Genomic DNA, 12,537 nt, shown 5'->3' on the forward strand with positions numbered 1-12,537 from the left:
GTGACCGGCGGTCTACCGGCCGGCGGCTCGCGCCGCGGCAAGACCGGTCGCGAATCCGGTGACGACGGCCGCGTCCGGCAGCAGCACCGCGGACGACCAGGGGATCTGCGTGAGCGCTGCCTCCGCGGACGGGAATCCGGCACCGAGCAGACCGCCTGCGAGGGCGGCGACCGTGTCGGTGTCCCCGCCGAGCGCGACGGCGGCGCGCATGGCGTCGATCGGCGACCGCGCCGTGACGATGCAGTGCAGCACGGCGGCGACGGTGTCGTACGGTTCGAGCGAAACGCCCGACGGGGCGGCGCTCCAGCGGTCCGTCGCGACCGCGGCGAGGAGGTCCCCCAGACGACGGCCACCACCGAATTCCCCGGTCGCGATGCGCGCCTCGTCGCGGGCCACCTCGAGCAACCGCTGCGCGTCCGCGCCTTCCAGCGACCACGAGGCGCACGCCGAGATCACCGCTGCCGCGCACTGCGCGTCCGGTGACGGATGCGTCACCCGGGACAGACCCAGGCTGAGTGCGCGCCGGCGATCCGGTTCGTCGACCGGAACCGCCCAACCGGCCGGAAGAGCCCGCATCGCAGCGCCGTTCGTGTCGCCACCGGTCTCGGGACGCCGGCCCGATTCGCGGAAGGCCCGGATCGCGGCCAGTGTGGAGGGCCCCAGGCCCGGGACGGTCTCGGCGCGCTCGCTGAGCAGACGCAGGAACCTCGAGCCCGGGTCCTCGTTCGAGGTCGTCGTCAGCACCTCGGCCACGAGGAGGGTGAGCGCCGTGTCGTCGGACGTCGCGCCCCGGGGCCGGCCCGGCCGGACGGGCAGGGTTGCCGCCGTCCCGAGATCGATGTCCGCGGAGTCCGCGCCCTCCCAGGGGACGCCGAACGCGTCTCCGCAGGCGTACGTGGTCAGTGCGGCCGCGATCCGGTCGCGGTAGGAGGCTGCGTCGAGTTCGTCCGTCACCGGAGCCGGTCCCTTCCCTGGGCCAGATGTTCCGCACGTTACCGGAGGTCGCCGGCAGCAGGACGGACGCGGAACCGCTTCCGTGGGCAGTCGTCGCGGTCTATCGTGGGCGTGCGGATCTCGTGTGGGAGGACCCATGACCGAACCGGCTTTCGAGGGGTTGCAGGGCACGGACGGATCGCGCCGGTTCGAGGGGCTGCGCGCCATGTTCGTCAACTGCACACTCAAACGGTCGCCCGAGACCAGCAATACGCAGGGGCTGATCGATCGCAGTGTGGCGCTGATGGAACGGGAAGGCGTCAGGGTGGACCAGATCCGGGCCGTCGACCACGACATCGCGACGGGCGTGTACCCCGACATGACGGAGCACGGGTGGCCGAGCGACGAATGGCCGCAGTTGTTCGAGCGCATCCTCGCCGCGCACATCCTCGTCGTCGCCGGCCCCATCTGGCTGGGTGACAACTCGTCGGTCACCAAGAAGGTCGTCGAACGTCTCTACGGCTGTTCGTCGCTGCTCAACGAGCACGGCCAGTACGCGTACTACGGTCGCGCCGGCGGTTGCCTGATCACCGGCAACGAGGACGGCGTCAAGCACTGCGCGATGAACATCCTCTACAGCCTGCAGCACCTCGGATACGTGATCCCGCCGCAGGCCGACGCCGGCTGGATCGGGGAGGCCGGTCCGGGCCCGTCATACCTCGATCCGGGGTCGGGCGGTCCGGAGAACGACTTCACCAACCGCAACACCGCCTTCATGACCTACAACCTCATGCACACCGCCGCGCTGCTCGTGCGGGCCGGCGGTTTTCCAGTCGGGGGCAATCAACGCTCCCTGTGGGATGCCGGTTGTCATCCTTCGTTCGAGAATCCCGAGCACCGGTGACGGCGCGACTCGGCGGGCGTGCCCCTGCCGCGCGGTGCGCGATCCTCCCGCTCGCGATGCTCGTCGCCACCGCCTGTGCGGCGACGGACGACAGCACCGACGATGCCGCCCCGGCGTCGGGCCCCGCGGTGACCGCGGCCGGAGAGTCGACGGTGGTCACCACGGCGAACGGTCCCCTCGGTGAGATGCTCTTCGACCGGACGGACCAGGCGATCTACATCTTCGACCGGGAGGTGGGCACGGTTCCCGACTGCTACGGGGACTGCGCCGTGGCGTGGCCGCCGGTCCTCACCGTCGGCGCCCCCGTCGCGGCCGGCGACGCCGACCAGGCACTGCTGGGGACCACGGCGCGCTCCGACGGGACCACCCAGGTCACGTACGCCGGGCATCCGCTGTACTTCTATGCCGACGAGGAACCCGGGCAGGTGCTGTGCCACCGGGTGGAGGAGTTCGGCGGGCTGTGGCTGGCGGTCGACGAGGTCGGCGTCCCACTCCCGTGACCCGAGGTCACCACCGGCCGCCGTGACGGTGGACGACGCGTCCGGGAGATCCCGCGGCGCTACGGCAGCGGCGGAACGAGGATCTCGTCCGGCTCCTTGTCCGGTCGCAACCCCTTCCAGCTGGGGTGCCGGAGACTGTCGCCCGTGAACTCCCGGTACTCGACGTCGCCGACCAGTACGGGTTCGGCCCACCGGGCGGCCCGGACGACGGGGGCCGGCGGCGTGACGTCGAACGGATAGGTGGGCCGCTCGAGTTCGTCGAGCCGCTCCCACAGGGCCCGTCGCCCCGCGGTGGTGAAGCCCGTGCCGAGGTTGCCGATGTGGACGAGACGACCGTCGTCGTCGTGGGCGCCGAGGACCAGGGACCCGAAGGTGGCGCGGTGCGGACCGGTGCCCGGCAACCACCCGGCGACGACGGCCTCGGTGTTCCTGCGCAGCGCCGTCTTGATCCATGCCGGGGACCGGCGTCCCGGCTGATAGGTCGAGTCGGTCCGCTTGCAGACGATGCCTTCGAGACCGTGGTCGCGGGCGAGGTCGAGCAGGATCTTCGTATCGGTGCCGATCCAGTGCGGTGGGGTGCGGACCAGAGGACCGGACATCGACAGGTCGACCAGCCGGCGACGGCGTTCGAGGTACGGCAGCCCGGTCGTCGGTGCGCCGTCGAGCGCGAGCAGGTCGAACGCGTAGAACTCCACGGGTGTGGTCCTGATCAGCGCGGCCGTCGGTTTCGCCACGTGGATGCGGCTCTGCAGCCGGGGGAACGACGGCGCCCCGGTCCGCGGGTCGGGCGCGACGATTTCGCCGTCGACGACCGTCGGACGGCCGCGAGCCAGCGCCGACAGCGCGATCGTCAGCTCCGGGTAGATCCCGGAGACGTCCCTGCCGTTGCGGCTGTGGAGCCGGCACCGCTCGCCGTCGCACATCGCCACCGTGCGTGCGCCGTCCCACTTCATCTCCACCGCCCATCCGGTGCCGATCGGCGGGCGGCCGGCGGTGGCGAGCATCGGCGCCGGGACGGAGGCGCGGGCTGGGGGCATGGTAGGGATTATCCGGTGCGGCAGCGCGATGTGCAGCCCTCGAGTGCAGAATTGCGCTGGGCCACAGAGAATTACACCGATGTACTCTGCTGTGCGCCGCGGCGTGCCCCCAGGTCGGCGGGTGGGCACACGGCGCGGGGGCGGGTGGATAACGAGATGGGATCGATCTGTGGGGGTGGCGCCTGCCGGTCGTGCCGCTCGGGGGTCGCCGGTGCGCGGCTGACGAACCAGACGGCGGCGACCACGACCGCGCATCCGATCGACTGGACGAGAGTGGGGCGCTCGTGCACGAGGGCGATCGCCACCCCCATCGCCAGCACGGGCTGAGCGAGCAACAGCGTCGCGCCGACCTCGGACGGGAGCCGGGGGAGGCCGATTCCGATCAGGACCCAGCCGAGCACCTGGCCGCTCAGCGCCAGCATCGCCAGCCATCCGAGGGCGGGCCAACCGGGGGTGAGGTCGACCGGGCCCCACAGCGAGCCGACGGAAGTGCCGACGACGCCGGCGACGAGAGTCGACACGAACACCTGCGAGGAGGCTCTTCGTTCCGAACCCGCCCGACCGGCGACGAAGAGGTAGGTGCCGTACGCGAGGCCTGCGGCCAGTGCCAGCAGTGTTCCCCACATCGACCGATCGGTCTCGCCGCCGCCGAACAGGGCTCCACCGGCGAGCGCGACACCGGCGAACAGGAAGGGAACCGCCAGGACGAAGCGCACCGGAACCCGTTCGCGGAAGACCAGCCACGCCAGCAGCGGGACGACGACGACCTGGACGTTGACGACGACCGTGGCGATTCCGGCACCGATCATCTCGATCGATCGTGCCCACAGCGCGAAGTCGATGCCCAGCATCGCGCCGCCGAGCGCCTGGGTGGCGAGCACGCGGCGTGAAATGCCTCCGTGTCGCCGAATCTCGTGCAGGGCAAGAAGGCCCAGTACGGGAAGAGCGAATGCGCACCGGAAGAGGGTCGATGTCGCCGGCGACACCCCGGAGAGCTTGATCAGGCCGGCCGTCAGCGACGTCGCCGCGGCACCTACCAGCACCGTCACCCGCGGATCCACGGGGGTGACGGTGAAGCGGGGGCGGGCGACGAGCACAGGCGGCAGGCGCGGTCCGGAGGTCATGCTCGAATTCTCGAGGGGCCGACCCGTGAGCACAAGTAAATATTCGTGCCGATGAATCGGTAGAGTTACTACCGTGTTGAGCGTCGAGCGCCTCCGGGCCCTGTGTGCGGTCGCCGAGTACGGTTCGATCAGTGCGGCGGCGCAGGCCCTGCATGTGACCCCGTCGGGGGTATCGCAGCAGTTGCACAAGTTCGAGCGCGAGGTCGGTGTGGCGCTGCTGGTGCCGTCCGGTCGCGGAGTGCAGCTCACCGATGCGGGCCGCCTGCTGGCGCGCCGTGGGCGAGAGGTGATATCCCTTCTGGCGCAAGCAGAATCGGAGGTCGTGTCCCTCGAGCGCGACGTGGTCGGAGACCTGCGGATCGGGTCGTTCGCGTCGGCGAGCCGGGTCGTCGCTCCGGCGGCGATCGCCGCCCTGCAGCGCCGCCACGCCGGACTCCGGATCGGTTTCGTCGTCGGTGAGACCGAGGAACTCGTCCCTGCGGTTGTTCGGCGTGAGTTGGATCTGGCCGTCGTCGACAGCTGGGTCACGATGCCGTTCCAGCTCCCCGAAGCGGCGGTATGCACGCTCGTGCACCGTGATTCCGCCGACGTTGCGCTTCCGATCGATCATCCTCTGGCGCACCGGGACTACGTCGATCTCGACGAGATCGCGCAGATGCCGTGGACGACCTGGACGAAGGGTGCCGTCTTCCACACCTGGCTGGTCCAGACGCTGCGCAAGCGGGGCGTCGAGCCCCGGGTCCGTTACGAGGTGCCGGAGTTCGCTGCCCAGCTCGAGTTCGTCGCGCACGGCCTCGCCGCCGCACTGGTGCCGCGCCTGGCTCGGGTGTGGGTGCCGGAGACGATCGCGATCGTGCCGGTACGGCCGACGTTGGAGCGGGAAATCTACGCCCTCCGGCGCCGGGACAACGACCGGCCCGCGGTGCGCGCCGGTATCGCGGCGCTCAGCGAGTCGTTTGCCGGGATCGGTACCTGAGTGTGCCAGTGGACCGCCTCCGCGATCCCGGTGCGTCCACCTCCGGTTCTCGCCTGCCGCAATCGATTACGTGCGCGTGCCTCCGCAGGTGCCGACGTCCCGCTCGGGGCGCAGGCCCCGGAGGAACACCGCGATCGGCCGGGCCAGTAGCGCGACGCTCTCCTCCGTGCCGGCGGTGACACCGTCCAGCGACCGGGCGCCGAGCAGCCGGTCCGCGGTCAGTCCCTCGGCCAGGCTCACGAGATCGGCGGCTGCGCCGTCGGCGTCCTCGGCTTCGCAGGCGAGCGCGAGGCCGCGCGCGGCCTCGCGGGAGAACAGAGAGGTCGCCAGGGCGGCGCGCTGTTCGGCGGCGATGGTCGGATCGGTGGCCAGGGCATACCGCACGAGCAGATCCCGGCGGCGGTGGCTCAGGTTGTGGTCGAGCACCGTCGCGACCGCTCGCGCGGCGGCGTCGACGTCGATCGGGGCCGGTGGCCGGGTGAGGCCGGAGTGTGCGAACTCGGCACGGGAGCGTTCGGTGAGACGGCGCACGGCCGCATCGATCAGACCGCTGCGGGTGCGGAAGTAGTACGAGCACGAACCGTCGGGAAGGTCGAGGGCGCGGTCCACCGCCCGGTGGGTCAGGGCGCGCAGTCCGTCACGGGCGATCAGGTCGAGGGTGGTCTCGGCGATCAGGGCGCGGCGATCGGGACTGCGGGCCATGCCCGGAACTCTACACATGTAGAGTCCCCGGCACGTGCAGAGGAGGATGACGGTGGACGATCCGCACCAGCGCGCCGGCGCGGAGGCGCTGCATCGGCTCGGTGGCGATCTCGCTGCCCGGCGGGCCTCCCCGTCGGGCGTCTACCTGTGGGGGCCGGTCGGCCGGGGCAAGACGTGGCTGATGGACCGGTTTCTCGAGACGGTGCCCGTGCCCGCGCGACGGCACCACTTCCACGGCTTCTTCACCGCCCTGCATGCGCATGCGCATCGACTCGGCTCGATCGACGACGCCGTCGATGCCGCGGTCGGCGACGCCCGCGTGCTGTGCTTCGACGAGTTCCACGTCCACGACATCGGCGACGGCATGCTCGTCGCGCGTGCCGTGCGCACCCTCCTCGGACGGGGCGTCGCGCTCGTCGCCACCTCCAACTATCCGCCGTCGGGGTTGCTGCCCAACCCCCTGTTCCACCACCTGTTCGAACCCACCATCGTCCTGCTCGAACGCCGGATGGAGGTGGTCGAGGTCGGGGGGCCGATCGACCGTCGCCGCACGGCCGCGCCCGCACCGGACGGCGGGTTCGGGTCGGGCGAGTTCCTCTCGCCCGGCGTCCTCGACCTGCCGGAACCGGGAGAGCGGCGAACGCTGCGGCCGTCGGGCCGGGCTCTGCCTGCGCTCGCCGTGCGCGGCGGCGTCGTCTGGTTCGACTTCGCCGACCTGTGCTGCGCGCCCACCGCGCCCGCCGACTACCTCGCAGTCCTTCGCGACCACCGCGAGTGGATCGTCACCGGCGTCCCGCCGTTGCGCGAGGTCGACCCGGACGCCCTGCGCCGCTTCGGCAACGTCGTCGATGTGCTGTGCGACGCCGGCGCCCGGCTCACCGTGTGCGCCACCGTCGCGCGCGCCGACTTCGCGACGTCCGTCCCCGCCGAACCCGACGTCGACCGGCTGCTCAGCCGCCTCGCCCTGCTCCGCGAACCCGCCCGAGCCTGGATTCAGGACAGCCAAACCTTATAGACTGCCGCGGTGTCACCACGTTCCACCGAGCTCGTCGACTGTCCGACGGTTCCGTTCGTCCGACGCCTCGCCGAGCACGGCGAACGGACCGCACTCGTCTGCGACGGCGCCGAGATCACCTATCGCGACCTGGCCGAGCGGGTCGCCGGCATCGCCGACCGACTCGGCACCACCCGCCGGCTCGTGCTCGTCGTCGGAGCCAACACCGTCGACGCGATCGTCGCCTACCTGGCGGCGCTGTCCGCCGGCCATCCCGTCCTGCTCGTGCCCGGCGACCGGCCCGACGCCCTCGCCGCGACGATCGAGGCGTACCGGCCCGACGTCGTCGTCGACGGCGGCCGCCTGGAGGAACTCGCCGAGGGCACCGGCCACGACCTGCACCCCGACCTGGCGCTGCTGTTGAGCACCTCCGGCTCGACCGGCTCGCCCAAGCTCGTCCGCCTGTCGCACCGCAACGTGCAGGCCAACGCCGAGGCCATCGCCGACTACCTCGACATCCGCGACACCGACCGCGCGATCACCACGCTGCCGATGCACTACTGCTACGGGCTGTCGGTGCTGCACAGCCACCTGTTGCGGGGCGCCGGCGTCGTGCTCACCGACCGGTCCGTCACCGACCCCGGATTCTGGGACCTCGTGCACCGGCACCGGATCAGTGCACTCGCCGGCGTGCCGTACACCTTCGACCTGCTCGACCGTGTCGGTTTCGCGGACATGGCCCTGCCGCACCTGCGCTACGTCACCCAGGCCGGCGGTCGCCTCGACCCCGACCGCGTCCGCCGCTACGTCGGCCTCGGCCATCGCCGCGGGTGGCGGTTCTTCGTGATGTACGGGCAGACCGAGGCCACCGCCCGCATGGCCTACCTGCCCCCGCATCTCGCCGCGGAGCACCCCGACACGATCGGCGTCCCCGTCCCCGGCGGCGCCTTCCGCATCGACCCCGTGCCCGAGGCCGGCGACGGTGCCGGCGAACTCGTCTACACCGGGCCCAACGTCATGCTCGGCTATGCCACGGACCCGTCCGATCTGGCTCTGGGGCGCACCGTCGACGAACTGCGCACCGGTGATCTCGCCGTCCGCACCGACGCCGGGCTGTACCGGATCGTCGGCCGTCGATCGCGCTTCGCGAAGCTGTTCGGTCTTCGCATCGATCTGCAACGCATCGAATCCGTCCTCACGCGCCACGAACTCGCCGCGTGCTGCGCCGGCGGCGACGACGAACTGATCGTCGCCGTCGAGTCCGCCGACGCCGCGCACGTACGGGCGGTCGCGGCGCGCGCGAGCGGACTGCCCGAGTCCGCGGTGCGGGTGTGCGTCGTGGCCGAGCTGCCCCGCACACCGAACGGCAAACCGGACTACCGCGCTGTCGCCGCTCTGGGCGCTACCCCGGTGCCGCCGCGGCCGGCCCCCGAATCTCGGGCCGCCGACCTCCGGCAACTGCGGGAGCTCTACGCGGACGTACTCAGCCGCGACGACGTCACCGACGACAGCACGTTCGTCGGCCTCGGGGGCGACTCGCTGTCGTACGTGCGCATGTCGGTGCGGCTCGAGCGGCTGCTCGGGCACCTGCCCGCGGACTGGCCGACGACGCCGCTGCGCGAGCTGAGCCCGTCGTCGCGCCGGACACCGCGAGGCTGGCGGACCGTCGAGACCAACGTGCTCATCCGTGCCGTGGCGATCGTGTTCATCGTCGGCTCGCACCTGCACCTGTTCGCCCTCGTGGGGGGAGCGCATGTGCTGCTCGCCGCCGCGGGCTACAACTACGCGCGGTTCCAGCTGCCCAAGCCTCGCGCCGAACGGCTGCGCACCACCCTGCTCAGTGTCGCGCGGGTCGCCGCACCCGCCGCCGTGTGGATCGGCGCGGTACACGTGATCACCGGCGAGTACCGCTGGTCGAGTGTGCTGCTGCTCAACGGGGTGTTCGGACCGCCCGCCTGGACGAGGGAGTGGCGGTACTGGTTCGTCGAGGCACTGGTGTACGCGCTGGTCGCGGTGGCTCTGCTGCTCGCCGTTCCGTGGTTCGACCGGCACGAGCGACGATTCCCGTTCGCGTTCCCGCTCGGACTGGTGGGCCTGGGGCTGCTGACCCGGTACGAGGTGCTCGGGCCGGACATGCCGACCAGTCAGATCCTCGCCTCGTACGTGGTGTTCTGGCTCTTTCCGCTGGGCTGGGCGGCAGCCCGGGCCGACGCGGGGTGGCAACGGCTGGTGGTCTCCGCCGTGGCGATCGCGACCGTACCGGGGTTCTTCCACGCCGAACCCGAGCGCACCGCGCTCGTGATCGGTGGGCTGCTCCTGTTGATCTGGGTGCCGCGGATGTGGTGGCCGGTGCTGCTGGTGCGGCCGGCCGAGGTGCTCGCCGCGTCGTCGCTGTACATCTACCTGACCCACTTCACGGTCTATCCGCAACTGCGGGACATCGACCCGTGGCTCGCGTTCGCGGCGTCACTCGTCGTGGGTGTGGCGTACTGGCAGCTGTGGGTGCGGCTGGGACAGCTGTGGGGCCGCTTGGGCAGGGGTCCCGTCGACGCGATGCTCGCGCGGTCCGGTGCTACTCGCGCGCGTGAGGACGCGCGCAAGTAGCACCGGGGGGCGCGGATACGGGCCGGCCTCTCGTCAGGGCAGCAGCCGGTCGATGAAGCTGTTGCTGAAGATCCGGTGCGGGTCGAGGCGGTTGTACACCGCTCGCGCCGAGTCCCAGTTCTCGTCCGCGGGCACGCCCTCGCGGTAGGTGTCGGGCAGGACCTGCTCGACGATCCGCTGGTCCGTGTAGGGCAGCTCGGGACCGAACGCCCAGCCCTTGGACCATTCGGGACGGAACGTGGCGCTGCCGTTGTCGTAGTGTCCGCGCATCCACTGCTCCATCTCGCGGTAGAACGCGAACATCCCGGGTGTACCGGGCACCCCGAGCACGTTGAGCCAGATCGCGGTGTCCCATTCGGGGTGATCGGGTCGCGGGCGGGTCGCGGAGATGGTCGGCGGCCCGGCGGACGGGACCTGCACGTCGTCGGGCTGGTCGAGTCCGCAGCATCGGATCTCGACGGGGCCGTTGAGCGGGTACTGCCCCAGTGCCCGGTAGTGCTCGATGCGCTGATGGAACCACTGCGTGAAGTCGTGGATCACGTTCGCGATGTTGGCGCGGTTGGTGAGGACCGCGCCGCCGCCCTCCGTGAGCCGCAGGGTGGTGGCCTTGATGTAGAACTGCAGATCCTTCGACCAGCCCCAGATGTCGCTCGAGTTCGTGGCGGCGAGGCCCGCGACGGTGGTGTTGTAGTAGACCTGGCCGAAGGCCGGGGCGACGGCCGGATTCCCGGCGGTCATCTGCCCGAGCAGATCGGTGACCGGCTCGGGGACGTTGTCCGAGAACGGGTAGTTGTAGGGGCCGAACACCTCGCGGGACGTGGCCGGCCGTTCGGGGGCGAGGGACCACACCTTCATCCACGGCTTGTCGGTGAAGGGGTACCAGATCGCCTCCGCACGCCCGGAAGCGCGCACGAAGCTCTCGAAGGTGCGTCCGGCGGCGCCGGCGGGGGCGAAGAGTTCGCGCCAGTCGATGTCGGTGTAGCTCTGGCACCGCATCCGCGTGTTCGGCCCGGCCTGCAGGGTGACCGAGGTGACGAACGTGCGACCCAGGTGCGTGAGCAGTGCGGTGCTGTCGGCGTCCGCGCGCGTGACGGTGCGCAGCGCGTACTCGCTCCCGTTCCACGCCACCACGGTCAGTTCCGTGACGAGGTTGCTCAGCGAGCCGAACGTGTTCCCCGGCACCTGCGCTTCGCCGTCGGCGGGTAACGCGGCGCCGTGGGCGTTGACGGCCAGGGAACCGGCGACGGACAGTACGCCGGGCGCGGGAAGGTTGGCCCAGCCGAGTCCGTTCGCCTGCAGCGCCGTGGTGATCGCGTCGAGCGTCGCGCCCGCACCGGCGGTGACGGTGGCGGGTGCCGATCCGGGGTTCACCGACACTGCGTTCAGGTGCACCATCGTGTCCGCCAGGATCACCTTGTCGATCGGTGCGCCGTTGACGATGGTCAGCGGCGTCCACCCGTGCATCGCGCCGCGTGGCCGGATGGTGTACCCGTGGGCGTGGGCCCAGTTCGCGAGGCGGACGACGTCCTCGGGACTGCGCGGGGCGCAGGTCCAGATGGCGTCCAGCATGATCTCCTTGGACCAGTTCTGGTAGGCCTGCTGGTACAGGGCGATGCCGTCGGGGAAGGCGGCCGGGGTGGGCAGCGTGGCGCCGGACGAGCCGGCCGGCACGGCGTGGACGGGGGTCCAGCCGCCGAGCGCGGTGGCCGCGAGGGCACCCGCGCCGGCCGCGAGGAAACCGCGACGGGACAGGCGCAGGGGTTCGGTGCGAATCGTCATGGATGCGCTGCTTTCTCACCGCCCCGTGCCGGGACGGTGCTGGGGGAGGGCGGTGCTGGGAGAGGGCGGTGCTGGGGGAGGGCGGTGCTGGGGGAGGGCGGTGCTGGGGGAGGACGGGGTCAGGCGAGGGTGAGGACGACGTCGGTGAGGGCGGGGGCGAGGTCACGCTCGACCACCGCGGCTGTCGCGAGCACGCGGTCGCCGGTCCGCCAGGCGCGCACCCTCAGTGTCTCGCCGGGAAAGACGACGCCGGCGAATCGAGCCTTGAATCCCCGTACGGCCACGGCATCCCCGGCGAGGGCCGCATCCGTGATCGTCTTGCAGACGATCCCGTAGGTGCACAGCCCGTGCAGGATCGGGGCGGGAAATCCGGCGGCTGTCGCGAACTCCGGATCCGAGTGCAGCGGGTTGCGGTCGCCGCACAGCCGGTACAGCAGGGCCTGCTGCGGCAGCGTCGCGACGTCCACCTCGAAATCGGGTGCCCGGCCGGGAAGTTCGACGGACTCGGACGGTCCGCGTTCGCCGCCGAAGCCGCCCTCGCCGCGGGCGAAGATGGACGAACGGGCCGTCCACAGCGGACTACCGGCCGGATCCGTGGTCGTCGACTCCTGGACGATGACCGCGGCCTTGCCCTTGTCCCACACCTCGGCGATCCGGGTCACGGTGCGGCCCTTGCCTTCCGGCGGCAGGGGAGCGTGCACCGTCACCTCCTGGCTGCCGTGCACCACCTTCGCCAGGTCGATCTCGACACCCGGGAACGACACCTTCGGCGGCTCGGTCGCGTGGAACGTCGCCGCGACGGTGGCGAAGGTGGGCAGGACCTGCGGGTCGCCGTCGCGCAGGTAGCGGAGCTCACCGAGGTCGGTGGGACGGGCTCCGGCGCCGAGGCCGAGGTGATAGAGCTGGACGTCGCTGCTGCTCCAGGTGAATTCCTGGACGGGCAGTTCGGCGCCGAGCGCGACGGCGGGATCGATGGGCACGAAT

The 12,537-nt window shown here is 71.3% G+C and carries 11 protein-coding genes; 5 read left to right on the forward strand and 6 right to left on the reverse strand.

What is annotated here, in order from left to right:
• Nucleotides 1–12: 12 nt before the first annotated feature.
• Nucleotides 13–954: an ADP-ribosylglycohydrolase family protein gene (locus tag LZP97_RS24220; protein ID WP_010594523.1), complete on the reverse strand. Its 942-nt coding sequence runs from the start codon at nt 952–954 to the stop codon at nt 13–15.
• 136 nt (nt 955–1,090) lie between these two features.
• On the opposite strand from LZP97_RS24220, the gene LZP97_RS24225 reads away from it, so the two are divergent.
• Both LZP97_RS24225 and LZP97_RS24230 read left to right on the forward strand, forming a co-directional pair.
• Nucleotides 1,091–1,837 (forward strand): flavodoxin family protein, encoded by a 747-nt coding sequence (locus LZP97_RS24225; protein WP_010594522.1) that lies wholly within the window; start codon nt 1,091–1,093, stop codon nt 1,835–1,837.
• Nucleotides 1,834–2,337 (forward strand): COG4315 family predicted lipoprotein, encoded by a 504-nt coding sequence (locus tag LZP97_RS24230; RefSeq protein WP_017680923.1) that lies wholly within the window; start codon nt 1,834–1,836, stop codon nt 2,335–2,337. The genes LZP97_RS24225 and LZP97_RS24230 overlap by 4 nt, the downstream gene beginning before the upstream one ends.
• Nucleotides 2,338–2,396: 59 nt before the next feature.
• On the opposite strand, the gene ligD is transcribed toward LZP97_RS24230, so the two are convergent.
• Both ligD and LZP97_RS24240 read right to left on the reverse strand, forming a co-directional pair.
• A complete protein-coding gene (ligD, locus tag LZP97_RS24235) occupies nt 2,397–3,374 on the reverse strand; it encodes a non-homologous end-joining DNA ligase (protein WP_040273806.1) in 978 nt (325 codons plus the stop codon).
• 71 nt (nt 3,375–3,445) lie between these two features.
• Entirely contained in the window at nt 3,446–4,498 is a 1,053-nt protein-coding gene (locus tag LZP97_RS24240) for a DMT family transporter (protein ID WP_234574920.1), read from the reverse strand.
• 73 nt (nt 4,499–4,571) lie between these two features.
• Here LZP97_RS24240 and LZP97_RS24245 point away from each other — a divergent pair, with 73 nt between their 5' ends.
• On the forward strand, nt 4,572–5,474 hold the full coding sequence (locus LZP97_RS24245) for a LysR family transcriptional regulator (protein WP_010594518.1): 903 nt from the start codon (nt 4,572–4,574) through the stop codon (nt 5,472–5,474).
• Between the two features lie 66 nt (nt 5,475–5,540).
• Here the strand turns inward: LZP97_RS24245 and LZP97_RS24250 are convergent, their stop codons facing one another.
• Complete coding sequence (locus LZP97_RS24250) at nt 5,541–6,176, reverse strand: TetR/AcrR family transcriptional regulator (RefSeq protein WP_017680921.1); 636 nt, start codon at nt 6,174–6,176, stop codon at nt 5,541–5,543.
• 46 nt (nt 6,177–6,222) lie between these two features.
• Between LZP97_RS24250 and zapE the strand changes: the two genes are divergently transcribed.
• Nucleotides 6,223–7,191 carry a cell division protein ZapE gene (zapE, locus tag LZP97_RS24255; protein ID WP_017680920.1) on the forward strand — a complete coding sequence of 323 codons (969 nt, stop codon included), beginning with the start codon at nt 6,223–6,225 and terminating at the stop codon, nt 7,189–7,191.
• A 9-nt stretch (nt 7,192–7,200) separates the two neighbouring features.
• Nucleotides 7,201–9,774: a non-ribosomal peptide synthetase gene (locus LZP97_RS24260; RefSeq protein ID WP_048773371.1), complete on the forward strand. Its 2,574-nt coding sequence runs from the start codon at nt 7,201–7,203 to the stop codon at nt 9,772–9,774.
• A 33-nt stretch (nt 9,775–9,807) separates the two neighbouring features.
• Here the strand turns inward: LZP97_RS24260 and LZP97_RS24265 are convergent, their stop codons facing one another.
• Entirely contained in the window at nt 9,808–11,553 is a 1,746-nt protein-coding gene (locus LZP97_RS24265; protein WP_048773370.1) for a cholesterol oxidase substrate-binding domain-containing protein, read from the reverse strand.
• Between the two features lie 119 nt (nt 11,554–11,672).
• Entirely contained in the window at nt 11,673–12,533 is an 861-nt protein-coding gene (locus tag LZP97_RS24270) for a MaoC/PaaZ C-terminal domain-containing protein (RefSeq protein ID WP_010594513.1), read from the reverse strand.
• Between the last annotated feature and the right edge of the window lie 4 nt (nt 12,534–12,537).

The organism is Rhodococcus sp. DMF-1 (assembly GCF_021441945.1).
Taxonomy (GTDB): domain Bacteria; phylum Actinomycetota; class Actinomycetes; order Mycobacteriales; family Mycobacteriaceae; genus Rhodococcus; species Rhodococcus ruber.

Bases quoted from the DNA above. Each gene is read 5' to 3' on its own strand.
- LZP97_RS24225 (WP_010594522.1), top strand. From the start codon at position 1,091: ATGACCGAACCGGCTTTCGAGGGGTTGCAGGGCACGGACGGATCGCGC.
- ligD (WP_040273806.1), bottom strand. From the start codon at position 3,374: ATGCCCCCAGCCCGCGCCTCCGTCCCGGCGCCGATGCTCGCCACCGCC.
- LZP97_RS24240 (WP_234574920.1), bottom strand. From the start codon at position 4,498: ATGACCTCCGGACCGCGCCTGCCGCCTGTGCTCGTCGCCCGCCCCCGC.
- LZP97_RS24250 (WP_017680921.1), bottom strand. From the start codon at position 6,176: ATGGCCCGCAGTCCCGATCGCCGCGCCCTGATCGCCGAGACCACCCTC.
- zapE (WP_017680920.1), top strand. From the start codon at position 6,223: ATGACGGTGGACGATCCGCACCAGCGCGCCGGCGCGGAGGCGCTGCAT.
- LZP97_RS24265 (WP_048773370.1), bottom strand. From the start codon at position 11,553: ATGACGATTCGCACCGAACCCCTGCGCCTGTCCCGTCGCGGTTTCCTC.